The 18,516-nt window shown below is 67.8% G+C and carries 15 protein-coding genes and 1 pseudogene; 8 read left to right on the forward strand and 8 right to left on the reverse strand.

The window, feature by feature from the left end:
• Positions 1 to 416: 416 nt before the first annotated feature.
• Positions 417 to 1,628, reverse strand: a complete 1,212-nt coding sequence (gene tyrS / locus AB4059_RS06850) for a tyrosine--tRNA ligase (protein WP_498977905.1) — start codon at positions 1,626 to 1,628, stop codon at positions 417 to 419.
• A 183-nt stretch (positions 1,629 to 1,811) separates the two neighbouring features.
• On the opposite strand from tyrS, the gene AB4059_RS06855 reads away from it, so the two are divergent.
• Together AB4059_RS06855 and AB4059_RS06860 are read left to right on the forward strand one after the other, a co-directional pair.
• Positions 1,812 to 3,233, forward strand: a complete 1,422-nt coding sequence (locus tag AB4059_RS06855; RefSeq protein ID WP_498977906.1) for a peptidoglycan DD-metalloendopeptidase family protein — start codon at positions 1,812 to 1,814, stop codon at positions 3,231 to 3,233.
• A gap of 7 nt (positions 3,234 to 3,240) precedes the next feature.
• Positions 3,241 to 4,368 carry an anhydro-N-acetylmuramic acid kinase gene (locus AB4059_RS06860; protein ID WP_498977908.1) on the forward strand — a complete coding sequence of 376 codons (1,128 nt, stop codon included), beginning with the start codon at positions 3,241 to 3,243 and terminating at the stop codon, positions 4,366 to 4,368.
• Between the two features lie 11 nt (positions 4,369 to 4,379).
• Here the strand turns inward: AB4059_RS06860 and AB4059_RS06865 are convergent, their stop codons facing one another.
• The 3 genes from AB4059_RS06865 to AB4059_RS06875 form a co-directional block, all read right to left on the reverse strand.
• Positions 4,380 to 4,676: a hypothetical protein gene (locus AB4059_RS06865; RefSeq protein ID WP_498959186.1), complete on the reverse strand. Its 297-nt coding sequence runs from the start codon at positions 4,674 to 4,676 to the stop codon at positions 4,380 to 4,382.
• 82 nt (positions 4,677 to 4,758) lie between these two features.
• On the reverse strand, positions 4,759 to 6,057 hold the full coding sequence (locus tag AB4059_RS06870) for an AmpG family muropeptide MFS transporter (protein WP_498977910.1): 1,299 nt from the start codon (positions 6,055 to 6,057) through the stop codon (positions 4,759 to 4,761).
• On the reverse strand, positions 6,054 to 6,827 hold the full coding sequence (locus AB4059_RS06875) for an exodeoxyribonuclease III (RefSeq protein ID WP_498977912.1): 774 nt from the start codon (positions 6,825 to 6,827) through the stop codon (positions 6,054 to 6,056). The genes AB4059_RS06870 and AB4059_RS06875 overlap by 4 nt, the downstream gene beginning before the upstream one ends.
• 118 nt (positions 6,828 to 6,945) lie before the next feature.
• Between AB4059_RS06875 and pyrE the strand changes: the two genes are divergently transcribed.
• On the forward strand, positions 6,946 to 7,605 hold the full coding sequence (gene pyrE / locus AB4059_RS06880; protein WP_498977914.1) for an orotate phosphoribosyltransferase: 660 nt from the start codon (positions 6,946 to 6,948) through the stop codon (positions 7,603 to 7,605).
• Between the two features lie 40 nt (positions 7,606 to 7,645).
• Positions 7,646 to 8,368: a hypothetical protein gene (locus tag AB4059_RS06885; RefSeq protein WP_498977916.1), complete on the forward strand. Its 723-nt coding sequence runs from the start codon at positions 7,646 to 7,648 to the stop codon at positions 8,366 to 8,368.
• A 12-nt stretch (positions 8,369 to 8,380) separates the two neighbouring features.
• Here AB4059_RS06885 and AB4059_RS06890 read toward each other — a convergent pair whose 3' ends face one another.
• The 3 genes and pseudogenes from AB4059_RS06890 to coaBC form a co-directional block, all read right to left on the reverse strand.
• On the reverse strand, positions 8,381 to 10,762 hold the full coding sequence (locus AB4059_RS06890) for a phosphomannomutase/phosphoglucomutase (protein WP_498977918.1): 2,382 nt from the start codon (positions 10,760 to 10,762) through the stop codon (positions 8,381 to 8,383).
• 17 nt (positions 10,763 to 10,779) lie between these two features.
• A complete protein-coding gene (gene dut / locus AB4059_RS06895; RefSeq protein ID WP_498977920.1) occupies positions 10,780 to 11,241 on the reverse strand; it encodes a dUTP diphosphatase in 462 nt (153 codons plus the stop codon).
• Positions 11,238 to 12,466, reverse strand: a pseudogene (coaBC, locus tag AB4059_RS06900) (bifunctional phosphopantothenoylcysteine decarboxylase/phosphopantothenate--cysteine ligase CoaBC). Before coaBC ends, dut begins: the two are co-directional and overlap by 4 nt.
• 98 nt (positions 12,467 to 12,564) lie before the next feature.
• Here coaBC and radC point away from each other — a divergent pair.
• From radC to AB4059_RS06920, 4 genes are read left to right on the forward strand one after another with little or no spacing between them, the layout of a single operon-like run.
• On the forward strand, positions 12,565 to 13,251 hold the full coding sequence (gene radC / locus AB4059_RS06905; RefSeq protein ID WP_498977922.1) for a RadC family protein: 687 nt from the start codon (positions 12,565 to 12,567) through the stop codon (positions 13,249 to 13,251).
• A 36-nt stretch (positions 13,252 to 13,287) separates the two neighbouring features.
• The gene (argS, locus tag AB4059_RS06910; protein ID WP_498977924.1) at positions 13,288 to 14,976 is read left to right on the forward strand and encodes an arginine--tRNA ligase; all 1,689 of its coding nucleotides are present in this window, start codon (positions 13,288 to 13,290) and stop codon (positions 14,974 to 14,976) included.
• Positions 14,976 to 15,737, forward strand: coding sequence for an SPOR domain-containing protein (locus tag AB4059_RS06915; protein ID WP_498977926.1), 762 nt, complete (start codon positions 14,976 to 14,978; stop codon positions 15,735 to 15,737). Before argS ends, AB4059_RS06915 begins: the two co-directional genes overlap by 1 nt.
• Before the next feature lie 13 nt (positions 15,738 to 15,750).
• Complete coding sequence (locus AB4059_RS06920; protein ID WP_498977928.1) at positions 15,751 to 16,509, forward strand: SDR family NAD(P)-dependent oxidoreductase; 759 nt, start codon at positions 15,751 to 15,753, stop codon at positions 16,507 to 16,509.
• On the opposite strand, the gene speA is transcribed toward AB4059_RS06920, so the two are convergent.
• The gene (gene speA / locus AB4059_RS06925; protein ID WP_498977930.1) at positions 16,506 to 18,392 is read right to left on the reverse strand and encodes an arginine decarboxylase; all 1,887 of its coding nucleotides are present in this window, start codon (positions 18,390 to 18,392) and stop codon (positions 16,506 to 16,508) included. The two genes, AB4059_RS06920 and speA, sit on opposite strands and share 4 nt — an antisense overlap.
• Positions 18,393 to 18,516: the final 124 nt, after the last annotated feature.

Raw genomic sequence — 18,516 nt, forward strand, 5'->3', positions numbered from 1 at the left:
CTGGCTAAACAATTGCTTGTTTGCCATTTGAATTGACTTGTTGCTCTGTTACGAACGTCTGCAAGATGGACAACGTATCCACCCGCCAGACGCCCGCACAAGTCACCTGCGCACACTGTCAAAGATCGTCGGGAGCGGCCTCAGCGCCTTCTCCCTTCCCCCGCCGCACCGAAGTGCCCAAGGGAGCCGCACATCATACAGGCGATCCGAAGAACGTCAACACCTGATGAAGACAAATTTCGTGGAAGCGGGCGGCGATTCAGTGATGTCGTCGCTTGCGGCGAAACCGCTGCCGCACCCGCTCCCGGCGGGCCGCGCATTATGCCGATTCGGCGGAAAGGAGCAACTGTTTTTTCGATCGGATTTCGACATTCGATCCGATCCGATCAAATGCCGTGCGCGACCTCACCGAAATCTCAAGGCGCCGCGACCAACCTGACGCGCGCGAAATTGCGCTTGCCGATCGCCAGAACGCCTTCGAAACCCGGCCCGAAGGCCAGCGCTGCATCTTCGACGACCGCGCCATCCACGCGCACCGCGCGTTCCTTCAACTTGCGATTGGCTTCCGAATTACTGGGCGCAAGCCCCGCGGCGACGAGCAACTGCGCGATGCGCAAACCCTCCGCCGGCACCTGCACATCCTGCAGCGGCAATGACGCGACATCGCCTTCGCCACGCACCGCGGCATTCCAACCGGCGATCGCGATTTCCGCAGCCGCTTCGCCGTGGAATCGCGCGGTCAGTTCGCGCGCAAGCCGCAGCTTCACATCGCGCGGATTCAACGTTCCCGCCGCGACGTCGGCGTTCAGACGCACCGCCTGGACCGCATCGATCTCGAAACTGAGCAACTCGATCCACCGCCACATCAACGCATCGCCGATCTTCATCGTCTTGGTGACCATGTCGATCGCAGGCTCGTCGATGCCGATGTAGTTGCCCAGCGACTTGCTCATTTTCTGCACGCCATCGAGGCCTTCGAGCAGCGGCATCGTCAACACGATCTGCGGTGCCTGCCCGAAATGCTCCTGCAACCCGCGCCCCATCAGCAGATTGAATTTCTGGTCGGTGCCACCGAGCTCGACATCGGCCTTCAAGGCCACCGAGTCGTAGCCCTGCACGAGCGGATAGAGGAATTCGTGGATCGAGATCGATTGCTGCGCCGCGTAGCGCTTGGCGAAATCGTCGCGCTCCAGCATGCGCGCCACGGTGTGCTGCGCCGCGAGCTTGATCATGTCGGCCGCGCCCATCTGCCCGAACCACTCGCTGTTGAACCGCAGCTCGGTGCGCTCGCGATCCAGCACCTTGAACACCTGGTCGGCATAGGTACGCGCATTGGCTTCGACGTCTTCGCGCGTCAGCGGCTTGCGGGTGACGTTCTTGCCCGTGGGGTCGCCGATCATCCCGGTGAAGTCGCCGATCAGGAAGATCACCTGGTGCCCCAGGTCCTGGAACTGCCGCATCTTGTTGAGCAGGACCGTATGGCCCAGGTGCAAGTCGGGGGCAGTCGGGTCGAAACCGGCCTTGATGCGCAACGGACGGCCGGCCTTCAGCCGGGCCTCCAGCTCGTCGCGCTTGAGGATTTCGTCGGCGCCGCGGCCGATTTGTTCTAGGGCAGCCTGGATCGACACAAAGATGAACTCGATGAGGGTTGTTACGAATCCGTGACCCGGATCGTGAAGGTAGCGTTAAAGCGGGGTTAAAACAAAAACCCCATCCCACTCAAGGGTTTGACGCAGGTTTCTAGCGTGTCTATGGTAGCGCCGTTACGCGCAGCTCACGGCGCGCTAACTGGTTTTCGAAGGGGAAGCACCATGGGCAAATCCGGAATCGACAAGGCACGCCGCGCACGGCTCGACATCCTGCGCGAAGCGGCGCTGCACCGCCATGTCGCCGCGCGCCTGCCGGCCGGCTTCAGCGGCCGCTGGACCCGTCGCCAGTGGGCCCATGTCAGCCTGTTCGCCACGCTGGCCGTGCTGGTCGCCGCCATCGTCCCCGGTTTCTCCGATTCGCGCCACGCCGGCGGCCCGTCGCCGACGCAGGCCCGCACCACCCTCGCCCTGTCGCTGCCGCCGCTGTCCATGGCGCGGTTGCATGGCCAGGCCGGCGACAGCTGGCAGATCGTCCGCGTCGAACGCGGCCAGACCCTCGGCAGCCTGTTCGACGACATGGACGTGCCCGCGTCCACCATGCACCAGTTGCTCGAGCAGCCCGGCGCCAAGCAGGCGCTCACGCGCATGAAGCCGGGCACCGAGCTCGCCTTCGACCTGCCCGTCGGCGGCCAGCTGCGCGCGTTCCGCTACGACCGCGACGAAACCCATCGCGTCGAATACCGCATCGACGGCGACAAGGTCAGCGAGAAAGTCATCGAGCGCCCGACCGAATCGCGTACCGTCGTCATCAGCGGCAACGTCGGCAAGTCCCTGTTCCATTCGGCGCGCAAGCTCGGCCTGTCGGGCAGCGCGATCACCACGCTCACCGACGACATCTTCAAGTACGACATCGACTTCAACGAAGACGTCGCGTCCACCGACCGCTTCAGCGTCGTGGTCGAGCAGGTCTGGCGCGATGGCGAGCTGATCCGCACCGGCCCGGTGCAGGCCGCGACCTTCACCGTCGGCGGCAAGCTGCATTCGGGTTTCCGCTTCGAGCGCAACGGCAAGTCGGAATACTTCACCGCCGACGGCCGCCCGCTGAAGAAGAGCTTCATCCGCATGCCGATTCCGTATGCGCGCCTGACCTCAACCTTCGGTTCGCGGCGCCATCCGGTGCTCGGCACCGTGCGCCAGCACCAGGGCGTCGATTACGGCGCGTCCACCGGCACGCCGATCATGGCCGCGGGCGATGCGCGCGTGCAGTTCGCCGGCTGGAAGGGCGGTTACGGCCGCGCGGTGATCCTCGACCACGGCCGCGGTTACACCACGCTGTACGGCCACATGTCGCGCTTCGGCGACATCAAGGTCGGCCAGCGCATCCCGCAGGGCAAGGTGATCGGCTACGTCGGCATGACCGGCCTGGCCACCGGCCCGCACCTGCATTACGAATTCCGCATCAACGGCGTGCACCGCAATCCGCTCTCGGTGACGATGCCGCCCCCCGAACCGCTCAACGGCGCCGCGCTCGCGCAGTTCCGTGCGCAGACCTCCAATGCGCTGGCGCGCATCCAGAGCGTGGAGAAGGTGATCTACGCCGACGCCGGCGAAACGCCGAAGCCGGTCAAGAACAAGAAGGCCTGACGTTCGCGTGGAAACACGCGACGCACGTCCAACCGACGGTGAACTCCACCTCGGCCTGATCTCGGGAACGAGCGCCGATGGCATCGATGCCGCGCTCGTCCGCTTCGAAGGCGCCCACTGCAACCTGGTCCACGGCGAAACCTTTTCCTGGGATCCGCACTTGCGCGCGCGCCTGGTGGCGCTGGGCCAGGGCGGCGATGCGCGATCGCTCGACGAAATCGGCATGCTCGACGTGCAGGTCGCGCAAGCCTTCGCCGATGCCGCGTTGCGCTTGATCGAAGCTGCGCGCCTGACGCCGGGCGACGTGCGTTCGATCGGTTCGCACGGGCAGACGATCCGCCATCGCCCCGCGGCCGCGCATCCGTTCACCTGGCAAATCGGCGATGGCAATGTCATCGCCGAGCGCACGGGCATCGACACCGTCGCCGACTTCCGCCGCCGCGACCTCGCCGCCGGCGGCCAGGGTGCGCCGCTGGTGCCCGCCTTCCACGCAGCGCTCCTGCACGATGCGAATGAAGCGCGCGCCGTACTCAACCTCGGCGGCATCGCGAACTTCACCTTGCTGCCCGCGAAGGGCGAGGTGCGCGGCTTCGACACCGGTCCCGCCAACGCCTTGATGGACGCGTGGTGCGAACAACACCACGGCACGCCCTTCGATGCGCACGGCGCATTCGCCGCAAGCGGCCGCGTCGACGACGCGCTGCTCCAACGCCTGCTCGCCGAACCGTGGTTCACGCTGCCGCCGCCGAAAAGCAGCGGCCGCGAACACTTCCATCTCGACTGGGTCCGCACGCAACTGCGCGGCGGTGAAGCACCGGAAGACGTGCAGGCCACCTTGCTCGAACTCACCGCGCGCACGGTCGCCGATGCATTGCGCGCGTACCAGCCGGACACGCGTCGCGTGCTCGTCTGCGGCGGCGGCGTGCACAACCCGGTGTTGCTGGCGCGCATCGCCGCGCAGTTGCCGGGCGTGCGCGTGGAATCGACGGCCCTCTACGGGCTCGATCCGGATTTCGTCGAAGCGATGGCCTTCGCATGGCTCGCGCGCGAAACGCTGGCCGGGCGCCCCGGCAACGTGCCGGCGGTGACCGGCGCGCGCGGTCCGCGCGTGCTGGGTGTGCTCTACCCGCGCTGATCAGCCCGACGCTAGAGGTCTTCGACCCAGCGATCGAGGATGTGCGTCGGCGCCGGCGGTTCGGGCGCACGGCCGATCAGCCCGAAGCCCTGGTCGCTCGCCACGCCTTCCATCGCCGCGATCGCCTGTTCCAGCGCGGTCGATTCGCGATCGTTGAAGTGCACGTGCAGGCCTTGCTCGCAGGCCATCAGCCCGCGCTGCAGCAGGTTCTCGAGCGTGACGTGCATGCTCCAGCCGCGCGCATCGGCCAATCGCTTGATGCGATCGGCCATGTTCGGATCGATGTCGCGCAATACCAGGTCGGTCATGCGGCCTCCATCCAACCCCAACGTGAAACCGGGTGGCAACGGGCCGGATCATGCCCCGATGCCGTCACCCGGACAACGGGGCTCAGCGGTCGGTCGGGACGTCGATGTGGCGGAACCGGGGCCAGAGGTAGAGGAACAGCAGCGTGGCGGGCAGGACGGCCAGGGTCGCGATGATGAAGTACGTGCCGTAACTCGTGGCTTCCACGATGCCGCCCGCGAACACACCCAGCACCTTGCCCGGCAGGTTCACCATCGAGCTGAGCAGTGCGTATTGCGTGGCGGTGTGCTGCCTGTTCACCAGGGCCGAGAGGAAGGCGACCGCCGCGGTGCCGAGGAAGCCGAGCGTGATGTTCTCCGCCGAGATCACCAGCGTCAGCGCGGGAATGCTGCCCGGATGCCCGATCAACCACACGTACAACAGGTTGCACGAGGCGCACAGCACGATGGACGCGAGCAGCGGCTTGCGCACGCCCCAGCGCGCGATCGCCATGCCGCCGAGGAACACGCCGATGATCCCCATCCAGATGCCGTAGATCTTCGTGACCGCGCCGATCTGCGTCTTGGTGAACTCCAGCGACAGGTAGAACGGGCTCATGATGCCGCCGACGAGCGCCTGTTCCGGAATCTTGAACAACAGGATGAAGGCCAGCGTCAGCAGCGCGGTCTGCGCGCCGTAGCGGCGGAAGAAATCCACGAAGGGTTCGACGACGCTTTCGCGCATCGCTTCGTTCCAGTCCGCCGGGCGTTTGCGCAACACCTCCGGCTCGCGCGCAATCAGCGTGACCACCACCGGCAGCAACATCAGGGCCGCCAGCAACTGGTACACCGCGCTCCACGGCATGTGGTCGGCCATGAACAACGCGAATGCGCCGGTCACGATCAACGCGATGCGGTAACCGAGCGAATACGTCGCGACCAGCGCGCCCTGCACCGAGGGTTCGCCGATTTCGATGCGGTAGGCATCGACCGCGATGTCCTGCGTCGCGCCGGCGAACGCCACGATCAGCGTGAACACGACGAAGACGCCCAGCGATGCGGGCGTGGCCCATGCCATCCCGAGCAAGCCCGCGATGACGGCCAATTGCGCGAACAGCAACCACCCGCGGCGTTGCCCGAGCCGCACGAACAGCGGCAGGCGCCAATGGTCCAGCAGCGGCGCCCACAGGAATTTCAGCGCGTAGGTCATGCCCGCGCTGGCGATCACCGTGATCTCCTTGAGCACGATGTCGTTTTCCTTGAGCCAGTACGCCAGCGTGCCGGCGACCAGCAGGAACGGCAGGCCCGAGGCGAACCCGAAGAAGAACATCGTCCACGCCGCGGGTTGGGTGAACGCTTTCCAGACGGAGGGCTTCGCGGGCTTCGCGCCGGGCGCGGCACTCACAGTTTGTAATCCACGACGAACGGCGCGTGGTCGGAAAAACGCGGCGTCGGGTGGATCTCGCATCCCTTGAGCTTGTCGCGCAGGGAGGGCGTGCAGAACTGGTAGTCGATGCGCCACCCGACGTTCTTCGCGCGCGCCGCGCCGCGGTTGCTCCACCAGGTGTAGTCCTGGCCTTCGCTGTGCAGCGCGCGGTACGCATCGACCCAACCGGTGTCGTCGGCGCACATGCCGTTGAGCCAGTCGCGCTCGCGCGGCAGGCAGCCGGAGTTCTTCTGGTTCGACTTCCAGTTCTTGATGTCCAGCTCGCTGCGCACGATGTTCCAGTCGCCGCACAGCACGTAGTCGCGGCCGCTGTGCAGCCAGTGGTGGAGGATCGGCCGCAGCCATTCCATCACTTCGAACTTGAAGCCCTGCCGCAATTCGCCCGACGAGCCCGACGGGATGTAGAACGACACCACGCTCAGGTTGCCGAAACGGGCTTCGATGTAGCGGCCTTCGTCGTCGAACGGCGCCCAACCCAGGTTGGTGCGGACCTCGTCGGGTTGGCGCTTGCTGTAGATCGCCACGCCGCTGTAGCCCTTCTTCGTCGTCGCGTCGCGGAACCAGGCCTTGTAGCCCTTCGGCAGGAATTCGGGGCCGGAGACCTGGTGCTCCTGCGCCTTGGTTTCCTGCAGGCAGAGGACGTCGGCGCGCTGGTCGTTGAACCAGTCGAAGAACCCCTTGCCCGCCGCTGAGCGGACGCCGTTGGCGTTGAAGCTGACAATGCGCAAATCGCGAGATCCGTTCTCGGGTGCAGCGCCAAGCCTAGCCCATCCGCGCGCGCCGACGGACCCACCCCGCGCCGGGCCTTATCATTGCCTTCATCCGCCCAACGCCCGACGGCCCCACGTGACCGACCACCGCGCCCGCTTTCTCACACTCGCGCTGCGTGCGCAGGCCCTGCGCTTCGGCGCGTTCACGCTCAAGTCCGGCCGCGAAAGCCCGTACTTCTTCAACGCCGGCCGCTTCGATTCGGGCGCGGCGCTGGCCGAGGTGGCCACGTGCTACGCCGATGCGGTGGACGCCGCCGGCGTGGGGTTCGACGTCCTTTTCGGGCCGGCCTACAAAGGCATCCCGCTGGCGACCGCCCTGGCCTGCGAATACGCCCGCCGCGGCCGCGACCTGCCGCTGTCCTTCAACCGCAAGGAAGCCAAGGCGCATGGCGAGGGCGGCCTGCTGATCGGCGCACCGCTGGCCGGCAAACGCGTACTGATCATCGACGACGTGATCACCGCCGGCACCGCGATCCGCGAGGCGCTCGGCATCATCCGCGATGTCGGCGGCATCCCGGCCGGCATCGTGATCGCGCTCGACCGCCAGGAGCGCGCGAGCGAAGCGCATGCGCAGTCCGCCGCGCAGGCCGTGGCCGATGAACACGCCCTGCCGGTCGTGGCCGTGGCGACGCTGGCCGACCTGCTTGCGTTTGCCGGCGAAAGCGCCGACCTTGTGGACCACCGCGATGCCCTGCTCGCCTACCGCGCGCGTTACGGCATCGCCACCGCGCCGTAAGATGGCGCCCGGGGACGAACGCAGAACAGGGGCTGCGACCATGCCTTCCAGCAAGACGCTCACCACCGCCACGTTGTTGCTCGCGCCGCTGCTTGCGCTCGCGTTGCTGCCCACCGATGCGCACGCGCAACGGCGCGGCGCACCGCCGCCGAAGAACAAAAAACTCTATTGCTGGGAAGAAAACGGCGCGAAGGTCTGCGGCGATGCGCTGCCGGCCGAAGCCGCCGGCGTTCGCCGCACGGAGTTCAATGCTTCCGGCCGCCATACCGGCGATGTCGATCGCGCGATGACGCCCGAAGAACGCGCCGCTTACGAGGCCGGCATCGCCGCCGACAAGGCGCGCGCCGAAACCGAGGAAGCCCGCGCCCGTCGCGAAATGGCGATGGCCGAGTCGTACGAAACCGAAGACGACCTGCGCAAATCTTTCCAGGAGCGCATCGACCTGGTCGAGGAATCCTTGAAGGCCTCGGAGCTGGGCGTCATCGGTTTGCGCCAGAGCCTGGTCGCGCTGCTGCGGCAGGCGGGCGAGAACGAACTCGCCGGCAAGCCGGTCTCGCCGGTCGCGCGCACCAACATCCACACGCAGCATGCCGAACTGCGCCGCCGCGAGCGCCTGTTCGCGCAGCAGCGCGTGCAGCGCGCGAGCCTGGACGAAGAACTCGATTCGGTCCTGACGCGCTATCGCGAAATCAAGCAGGGCCAGCAGGCGAAGAAAGACGCCGCCGCTTCGCCCGCCGCGCAGCCGCCCGCGACGGGCGGCTGATCCGGCCAGGCTTCAGAACGGCAGCACGAGGTCCGGCCGCACCGCGAGCAGCTGTTCGCGGAAAGCGGCCTGGATGCGCGCAAGCGCTTCCTTGTTGTCGCCGTCGAAACGCATCACCAGCACCGGCGTGGTGTTCGACGCACGCACCAGGCCCCAGCCATCCGGCCAATCGGCGCGCAGGCCGTCGATCGACGACAGGCGCCCGCCTTCGAACTTCGCCTTCGCCTTGAACAGGTCGACGAACGAATGCGGATCGTCGTTCGGCGCGGGCACCTTGATCTCGGGCGTCGACACGCCATCGGGCAACGCGTCGAGCACTTCGCTCGGCGAGGTGCTGCGGCTGGCGAGGATCTCGAGCAGGCGCGCGGCGGCGTAGATGCCGTCGTCGAACCCGAACCAGCGTTCCTTGAAGAAGAAGTGGCCGCTCATCTCGCCCGCGAGCTCGGCGTCGGTCTCGCGCATCTTGGCCTTGATCAGCGAATGGCCGGTCTTCCACATCAGCGGGCTGCCGCCATGGCGCAGGATCTGGCCCGGCAGGCGACCGGTGCACTTCACGTCGTAGACGATGACCGCGCCGGGGTTGCGTTCGAGCACGTCGGCCGCGAACAGCATCAGCAGGCGATCGGGGAAGATGTTGTGCCCGTCCTTGGTCACCACGCCGAGGCGGTCACCGTCGCCGTCGAAGGCCACGCCGATGTCGGCGCCCAGGCGCTTGACCATCTTCACGAGGTCTTCGAGGTTGTGCGCCTCGCTCGGATCGGGATGGTGGTTGGGGAAGGTGCCGTCGACTTCGCAGTACAGCGGCGTGACTTCCGCGCCGATGGCGGACAGGACCTGCGGCGCGATCGCGCCGGCGACGCCGTTGCCCGCGTCGACGACCACCTTCAGGCGGCGGTCGAGCTGCACGTCGGCGGAAATGCGGTCGATGTATTCCTTCGAGACGTCGCGCTGCTGCACGTTGCCCGGCGTGGGCGCTTCGTGCAGGCGATCCTCGGCGATGCGCGCGTACAGATCTTCGATCGCCTTGCCCGACAGCGTTTCGCCGCCGACGACGATCTTGAACCCGTTGTAGTCCGGCGGATTGTGGCTGCCGGTGACCGCGACGCAGCACCCGGTGCGCAGTTGGTAGGCCGCGAAATACACGACCGGCGTCGCCGCCAGGCCGATGTCGACCACGTTACGGCCGGTCTTGCGCAGGCCGCGAACGAGACCGTCGATCATGTCGGGGCCCGACAGGCGGCCGTCGCGGCCGACGATGATGTCGTGCAGGCCGCGCTCGGTCATCAGCGAACCGATCGCTTGGCCGATCAATTCGGCGACGCTCGTGTCGAGCGTCTTCCCGACGATGCCGCGGATGTCGTACGCGCGGAAGATCGACTTGTCGATGAGCACGCGGCCGGCGGGCGCCGGCGCGGTGGGTTCGGCGATGCGCGGCGCGATGGCTTCCTCCGGCGCCGTCACCGGGGCGATGACGACCGGCGCGGCCACCGGCGCCGCGGCGGGCGCACCGGACTGCATCTGCGCCAGCGTGGGTGCGTCGGCCTGGTGTTCGTCTTCGACCGCGACCGTGGGCTTGCGAGCGGCACGCAGCGCGAGCCAGCCGAACACCGCGAACAGCAGCGCCGCGATCCAGCACGGCAACGCGCCGAGCCCGAACGGCGCCTTGCCGGCATCCGGCAGGCCGGCGGCGATGCGCCAGCTCGTGCCCTTCACCGGGGTGGCGAGTACTTCGGCGCCGTTGGCGAGTTCCTTGTCGCCGTGCTCGGCGACGCTGTAGCTCCCCTGGCGCAGCGCGAGGTAACTGTCGTCGTCGACGGAAGCGCGCGTGATCGGGCCAGCCGCGCGATCCAGCGGCAGGCGCACATACGCGACGCCGACACGCACCGGCCCGTTGTGCGCGGGCGCGGCGACGGCCAGGCGCGGGCCGCCGCCGTCGCGGACGATCGCGGCGACCGCCTTGTTCTCCGCGATCGCCGTCTCGGCGGCGCCGAGCTTGCCGTAACCCAGCTTGGGCAACGCGCCGTATTGCGATTCGAACCCGTCGGCGAAAATCTCGGCCGACTCCGCGCCCGCCCATCCCTGCTTCAGCGCGGCGGCGGCGCCGGGAAGGTTGCCCTGCGCAAGCGCGGCCTGCACGGCGGGGGTCTTCAGGCGCGTATCGAGTTCGGCCAATTGTTTCGTGACCGACGCGGAAATCTCCCGGGCGGCGAAGTCGCGCGCCTGGGTCAGCGTCGACGCGCGGTTTTCGGCGCGGAATTGCACCCACCCGCTCCACGCCAGCCACAATGCGACCAGGCCGCAAAGCACGGCCACGACCGGCATGAACGGCTTGAGCGCGCCGCCCGGAATGCCGAGTTTGCTCTTCGCCGGTGCGGCGCTGTCTTGTTCCGTCATTCCTGAAAATCCCCCGGTTAACGCACGCCGGTATGGCCGAAGCCACCGCTGCCGCGCGCGCTTTCTTCGAAAGTATCCACTACCTGCAACGTCGCGCGCACGATCGGCAACACCACCAGTTGCGCGATCCGGTCGCCCGGCGAAATCGTGAAGGCCTCGCGGCCCCGGTTCCAGGTGCTGATCATCAGCGGGCCCTGGTAGTCGGCGTCGATCAGGCCGGTGCCGTTGCCCAGCACGATCCCGTGCCGGTGGCCCAGCCCCGAGCGCGGCAGGATCACCGCGCAGAGCGTGGGATCGGCCAGGTGGATCGCCAACCCCGAGGGAATCAGCGCCGTCTCTCCCGCTTCCAGCAGCAACGGGGCCTCCAGCGCCGCGCGCAAATCCAGGCCCGCGCTGTGTTCGGTCGCGTAGGCCGGCATCGGCCATTCGTCGCCGAAGCGTGGGTCCAGCACCTTCACTTCGAGCACCTTGTGCGTCATGCGGGCAATCGCTCCTCCACCAGATCCAGCAGGGCATCGGCGAGCGCAATCTTCGGCGCGGGGCCGAGCGTGCGTTCGCCGAGGGTTCCGTTCGTGTCGCGCCAGTAGATCGACAGCGCATTGTCGTCGCTCTCGAATCCGCTGCCGGCCTGGCCGACGCGGTTGGCGGCGATGAGGTCGATGCGCTTGGCGTCGAGTTTGCCTTGTGCGTATGTGGCGAGCGCGTCTGTTTCGGCGGCGAAGCCGACAACCATGCGCGGGCGGCGCGGATCGCGCGCGACGTCGGCGAGGATGTCGGGGGTGCGCACCAGCCGCAGCGTCAGCACGTCTTCGCCGGGGCGTTTCTTGATTTTCGAAGGCGCCAGGTGTTCGGGCGTGAAATCCGCGACGGCGGCCGCGCCCACGTAGAGATCCGCCGGAAGCGCGTCGAGCACGGCCGCATGCATCTGCGCGGCCGAACGCACGTCGATGCGCGCCACGCCTTCGGGCGTGGGCAGATGCACGGGACCTGCGACGAGCACGGTGTGCGCGCCGCGTCGCGCGGCCGCGGCGGCGATGGCGAATCCCATCTTCCCGCTGCTGCGGTTGCCGAGGAACCGGACCGGATCCAGGTCCTCGTAGGTCGGTCCCGCGCTGACGACGACGCGGAGGCCGGCAAGGCTCAAGCGGTCGCCCTCGCGAGCGCGGCGACGATGTCCAGCGGCTCGACCATGCGGCCGGGGCCGGATTCGCCTTCGGCCAGCGGGCCTTCGGCGGGCCCGACGATGTGGGCGCCGCGTTCGCGCAGCAGCGCGACATTCGCTTGCGTCGCCGCGTGCAGCCACATGCGGTGGTTCATCGCCGGGCACAGCGTGATCGGCGCGGTCGTGGCCAGGCACAGCGTGCTGACCAGGTCGTCGGCGAATCCGTGCGCAAGTTTGGCGAGCGTGTTGGCGGTGGCGGGGGCGACGAGGATGGCGTCGGCCCAGCGCGCGAGTTCGATGTGGCCCATGGCCTGTTCGGCGGCGGCGTCCCAAAGCGAGGTGCGCACGGGCAGGCCCGACAAGGCCTGGAAGGTCTGGGCGCCGACGAAGCGCTGGGCGTTCTCGGTCATCGCGACCTGTACGGTCGCGCCAGCGTCGCGCAGGCGGCGGACGAGGTCGGCGGCCTTGTACGCGGCGATGCCGCCGCAGACGCAGAGCAGCACCTTCCGGCCATGCAGGGCGGCGACGGGTTCGGCCTTCATCGGTCGGAAAACCCCCACGGCGGAATAGGCATCCAGCTTACCCGAACCCCTCCATTCCCCCGATACACCCCCGCCCGCCCGCACGACACGCTGTGGCCATGCGCATCCGCGACTGGCCCTCCCTCGAACGCCCCCGCGAAAAACTCGCCGCCCACGGCGCCCGTGTCCTGTCGGACGCCGAGTTGCTCGCCATCTTCATCGGCTCGGGCCTGCGCGGCCAGGACGCCGTGACCACGGCGCGCCACCTGCTGAATACGCAGGGCTCGCTGCGCGCCCTGCTCGACCATCCGCTGCCCCTGATGGAACAGCTCAAAGGCATCGGCCGCGCGCGTGCATGCCTGCTGCTTGCCGCGCTGGAGCTCGGCCACCGCCACTACGCCACCACGCTCGAGCCCGGCGATCCCATGTCCGGGCCGGGCGTGGTCGGCGAGTTCTTCCACCGGCGGTTGCGCGATCACCGCGCAGAAGTCTTCGCCGTGATGTTCCTCGATACGCGGCTGCGGATGATCGCCTTCGAGGAACTCTTCCACGGCACCGTGGACCAGGCGGACATCTACCCGCGCGAGATCGCCAAGCGCGCGCTCGCCCTCAATGCCGCGGCCGTGGTGGTCGGCCACAACCACCCCAGCGGCACGCCCGAGCCGAGCAACGACGATCGCAAGACCACCCTGGAGATGCGCAACTCGCTGCGGCTGCTCGGCATCCGCCTGCTCGACCACGTGATCGTCGGCGAAGGCCCGCCCCTGTCGATGGCCGCACGAGGGCTCTTCTCATGCGTGCCGTAGACTATGCGGCCGTCGTTTCGGCCTTCGGCAACCGTCGTGAAAGCTTCCATCAACGCCCTCGTCGACCAGGGCATCGCCGCGCTGCGCAGCGCCGGCACGCTCCCGCAGGATCTCGACATCCCGGCCTTCGTGGTCGAGCGTCCGAACCAGCGCGCGCACGGCGATTTCTCCACCAACGCCGCGATGGTCCTGGCCAAGGCCGCGCGCACCAACCCGCGCGCGCTCGCGCAGGCCCTGGTGGCCGCGTTGCCTGCCTCCGACGATGTCGCCAAGGTCGAAATCGCCGGCCCGGGCTTCATCAACTTCCACTTGGCGCCGGCCGCCTACGGGCGCGAGTTGCGCGAGGTCATCGCGCGCGGTTCGGCCTACGGCCACAACACCAGCGGTGCTGGCCGCACGGTCGGCGTGGAATATGTATCCGCCAATCCGACGGGCCCGCTGCACGTCGGCCACGGCCGCGCGGCGGCGATCGGCGATTGCATCGCGCGCGTGCTGGCCGCCAACGGTTGGCGCGTGATGCGCGAGTTCTACTACAACGACGCCGGCGCGCAGATCGACAACCTCGCCAAGTCGGTGCAGGCGCGCGCGCTCGGCAAGACGCCGGACGATCCGTCGTGGCCGGAGGATGGCTACCGCGGCGAATACATCGTCGATGTCGCCAACGCCTACCTGCGCGGGGACACGGTCGAGTTCGAAGACCACATCGTCCATGCCGCGAAGGATCCGAACGACCTGGACGCCGTCCGCCAGTTCGCCGTCGCCTGGTTGCGCCGCGAACAGAACGCCGACCTCGCCGCCTACGGCGTGTCCTTCGACGTCTATTTCCTGGAATCCTCGCTCTACACGCAGGGCAAGGTGGAGGAAACCGTTCGCGAGCTGGTCGCCCACGGCCACACCTACGAGGAAGGCGGCGCGCTGTGGCTGCGTACGACCGACTTCGGCGACGACAAAGACCGCGTCATGCGGAAGTCGGATGGCACCTACACCTACTTCCTGCCGGACGTCGCCTATCACCGCTCCAAATGGCAGCGGGGGTACGAGCGCGCGATCACCGAGCTGGGCGCGGACCACCACGGTTCGCTGGCGCGCGTGGTCGCCGGCCTGCAGGCGCTGGATTGCGGCATTCCGAAGAACTGGCCGGAGTACGTGCTGCACCAGATGGTCACCGTCATGCGCGGCGGCCAGGAAGTGAAGCTCTCCAAGCGCGCGGGCAGCTACCTCACGCTGCGCGACCTGATCGAGGAAGCCGGGCGCGATGCCACGCGCTGGTTCCTGATCGCGCGCAAGCCCGATTCGCAGCTCACCTTCGACATCGACCTGGCGCGTTCGCAAAGCAACGACAACCCCGTCTTCTACGTGCAGTACGCCCACGCCCGCGTATGCAGCCTGCTGCGCCAGGCCGCGGAGAAGGGCTTCACCGTCGATCTGTCGAACGGCTTGCGCCACGTGGACACGCTGTCCGATGAACAGGCGCAGGCCTTGCTGGTCGAGCTCTCGCGCTTCCCGGAAGTCGTCGAAGCGGCCGCGGTGACGCTCGAGCCGCACGCCGTCGCGCAATACCTGCGTGAATTGGCGAATGCCTTCCATGTCTGGTACCACGCGCAGCCCATCCTGGTGGATGATGCGAACCAGCGCGACGCGCGTCTTGCGCTGAGCGTCGGCACCGGCCAGGTGCTGAAGAACGGTTTGGATTTGCTGGGCGTATCGGCCCCGGAGAAGATGTGATGGCGGCACGACGCGGGAAGTCGCAGGCGAAGCGCAACGGGGGCGATTCCAACCCCGCCTGGATCTGGTTGTTCGCGGGCCTGGCGCTCGGCATCGCGCTGATCGTCGGCGTGCCCAAGTTGTGGCCGAAGGGCGACGGCGACGGTTTCTTCCGTCCGAAACCCAATCCCGATGCGCAGCCCAAGTCCACGGTCAGCGCCGACGAGGACGATGCGATCGTCCCGGAGCCCGCGCCTGCGGCGGCCAAGGCCGACAAGCCGAAGGAAACGCAGTACGACTTCTACACGCTGCTGCCGTCCAACGAAGTGCCGCTCTCCGACGCCGAACTGGCGGAAACCGAGCGCGCCGAAGCCGCGCGCGGCGCCGCCGCCGAAAAGCAGCAGGCCGCCGCGAACCCCGATGCCGCCGACATCGCGCACCCGGTGGTCGCGACCAACGCCGTGGTGACCAATGCCGGCGCCGCGTCCAACACGCAGGCGCCGACCGCGACCGCCGCATCGGCCGCCAAGTCCGAACCCAAGGACGACGGCACGCGCTACCTGCTGCAGGCCGGCGCGTTCCAGGCCAGCGGCGATGCCGAAGCGGTGAAGGCGAAGATCGCGATGCTGGGGCTCAGCGCGCGCGTGGAATCGGCGCAGATGGCCGACAAGACCGTCTATCGCGTGCGCATGGGGCCGTACGGCAGCGCGTCCGAACTCGCCGACGCCAAGCGCCGCCTCAGCGGCGGCGGCTTGCCGGCGATGGCGATCAAGGCGCGTTGATCGCGCGCCCCCGATGACGACCACGCCCCGCACCGCGTTCATCACCGGCGCCACTTCCGGTTTCGGCGCCGCGGCCGCGAAGCGCTTCGTCGCCGGCGGCTGGAATGTCGTCGCCACCGGCCGACGCGCCGACCGCCTGCAGTCGCTCGTCGACGCCCTCGGCGCCGATCGCGTGCATCCGGCCGTCTTCGATGTGCGCGACGAAGCCGCGATGCGCGCCGCACTCGACGCCATCCCGGCGCACTTCAACACCATCGACCTGCTGGTGAACAACGCCGGCCTCGCGCAGGGCACCTTGCCCGCGCAGAAAGCCGACCTCTCCGATTGGCAGACGATGATCGACACCAACGTGCGCGCGCTTGTCGTGCTCACGCACGCGTTGTTGCCGTCGCTGATCGAACGCAAGGGCGCGATCGTCAACGTCAGCTCGACGGCCGCGACCTATCCGTATGCCGGCGGCAACGTCTACGGCGGCACGAAGGCCTTCGTTTCGCAATTCTCGCTCGGCCTGCGCGCCGACCTGCATGGCACCGGCGTGCGCGTCACCGCGCTGGAGCCGGGCATGGCCGAAACCGAATTCACCCTCGTGCGCACGCACGGCGACCAGGCCGCGTCGGATGCGCTCTACAAGGGCGCGCACCCGATGACCGCCGAAGACATCGCCGAAACATTGTGGTGGGTGGCGAACCTGCCGCCCCACCTCAACGTCAATCGCCTGGAAATGATGCCGACGCGGCAATCCTTCGCCGGCTTCCAGATCGCCCGGGACTAAACCGGTTCGTCGCTCAGGTAGGTGTACGCCGTGAGTCCGGCTTCGAGCGCATCCTTCAACCGCGCGCTCTCTTCCGCCGGCAACCCCGCGTCATCCACCTTCTTCGCATACGCCTCGCGCAGCGCATCGAGCTTGTACCCGACGTAATCCAGCATCACGTCCGTCGTGTCGCCACGACGCTGCTGGGTCATCGCGTACCCGTCGCCGTCCAGATGCACTTCGACCGCATCGGTATCGCCGAACAGGTTGTGGATGTCGCCGAGGATTTCCTGGTACGCGCCCACGAGGAAGAAGCCCAGGCGATAGATCTCGCCGTGCCGCAAGGGATGCAGCGGCAGCGAGCTGTCGAGCCCTTCGTTTTCCACGTAGGTGTCGATCTTGCCGTCCGAGTCGCAGGTCATGTCCGCGATCACGCCGCGACGCGCGGGCGCTTCGTCGAGGCGCTCGATCGGCACGATCGGGAACACCTGGTCGATCGCCCACACATCGGGCATCGATTCGAACACGCTGAAATTCACGAAATACTTGTCGACCAGGCGCTCGTTCAACTCATCGAGCAGGTCGCGGTGCGAACGCTCGCCGACATCCAGGCGCGCGCGCACGGCATGGGCGATCGCGTAGAACAGATCGTCGATGCGCGCCCGATGGGTCAGGTCGATCTGCCCGAGCGCGTACAGCGACAAACCTTCGCCATGATGGTGCTGCGCGTCGTGGAAGAGTTCCACCGCTGGGCGCTGGTCGAGTTCGTCGTGCAACTCGCGCAGGTGACGGATCACCGCCGGTTCGTCGTCGTGCGGCGGCGGCACGCGGCCTTCGGGCGCTTCCTCGACTTCCGCGACGTTCGCCACGAGCACCGCATGGTGCGCCGTCATCGCGCGCCCGCATTCGGTGACGATGCGCGGCTGCGGCAGCGCGTGCGCTTCGCAGGCTTCGGCCAGCGGCTGCACGATGTTGTTCGCGTACTGGCTCACGCCGTAGTTGATCGAGCAATAGCTGCGCGAACGCGTGCCTTCGTAATCGATGCCCAGCCCGCCACCGACGTCCATGTACTGCACCTGCGCGCCGAGCTTGGACAGCTCGACGAAGTAACGCACCGCCTCGCGCATGCCGTTGGCGATGTCGCGGACGTTGGAAATCTGCGAACCCATGTGGAAATGCAGCAGGCCGAGGCAGTCGCCGAAGCCGCTGTCGCGCAGCGTCTTCCACAGATCGAGCACCTGCCGCGGCGAGAGGCCGAACTTCGCCTTGTCGCCACCGCTGTTCTGCCACTTGCCCGCGCCGAGCGAAGCCAGCCGCATGCGCACGCCGATGCCCGGGCGCACGTCGAGGGCCTTGGCTTCCTCGATGATCAGCTTCAGCTCGCTGGGCTTCTCGACCACGATGTAGGTCTGCAGCCCGAGCTTGCGGCCGATGAGCGCGAGACGGATGTACTCGCGGTCCTTGTAACCGTTGCAGACGATGAGCCCGCCGGGCCGGCTCATCGCGAGCACCGCCATCAGCTCGGGCTTGCTGCCGGCTTCCAGGCCGAAGCCTTCGCCGCGATGCGAGGCGAGCGTGCCCGCCACGCCGGCGTGCTGGTTGACCTTGATCGGATAGACCGCCGTGTAGCCGCCCTTGTAGTCCCAATCGGCCTGCGCCTGCGCGAAGGCCGCCTGCAACTTGCGCAGGCGGTCGCCGAGGATGTCCGGGAAGCGCACCAGCAAGGGCAGCTTGGCGCCGTTGGCCTTGGCCTGGTCGACCACTTCGGACAGCGCGATCGCCGGGCCCTGCCCACCGCGCGGCAACACCGTGACGCGCCCGGCGCCATCGACATCGAAATACCCCTCCGACCAATGCGGGATGGAGTAGGTCTTGCGGGCCTGGTCGACGGACCATGCGCTCATCGGCGGATTACCTCGGTCTGGGGGAACAAAACGGGCGCGAAGTATAGGCCCCGCGGGCCGAACGCACCGCCAAAACGGCCGACGCCCTACAATGCGCGCCCCCACGCCCCAGCCGGACCGCCGC

Source organism: Lysobacter sp. 2RAF19 (assembly GCF_052115395.1).
Classification (GTDB): Bacteria; Pseudomonadota; Gammaproteobacteria; order Xanthomonadales; family Xanthomonadaceae; genus Noviluteimonas.

Coding starts and splice junctions, on each gene's coding strand:
- AB4059_RS06855 (WP_498977906.1), top strand. CDS start 1,812: ATGGGCAAATCCGGAATCGACAAGGCACGCCGCGCACGGCTCGACATC.
- AB4059_RS06890 (WP_498977918.1), bottom strand. CDS start 10,762: ATGACGGAACAAGACAGCGCCGCACCGGCGAAGAGCAAACTCGGCATT.
- AB4059_RS06865 (WP_498959186.1), bottom strand. CDS start 4,676: ATGACCGACCTGGTATTGCGCGACATCGATCCGAACATGGCCGATCGC.
- AB4059_RS06885 (WP_498977916.1), top strand. CDS start 7,646: ATGCCTTCCAGCAAGACGCTCACCACCGCCACGTTGTTGCTCGCGCCG.
- AB4059_RS06920 (WP_498977928.1), top strand. CDS start 15,751: ATGACGACCACGCCCCGCACCGCGTTCATCACCGGCGCCACTTCCGGT.
- speA (WP_498977930.1), bottom strand. CDS start 18,392: ATGAGCGCATGGTCCGTCGACCAGGCCCGCAAGACCTACTCCATCCCG.
- dut (WP_498977920.1), bottom strand. CDS start 11,241: ATGACGCACAAGGTGCTCGAAGTGAAGGTGCTGGACCCACGCTTCGGC.
- radC (WP_498977922.1), top strand. CDS start 12,565: ATGCGCATCCGCGACTGGCCCTCCCTCGAACGCCCCCGCGAAAAACTC.
- AB4059_RS06915 (WP_498977926.1), top strand. CDS start 14,976: ATGGCGGCACGACGCGGGAAGTCGCAGGCGAAGCGCAACGGGGGCGAT.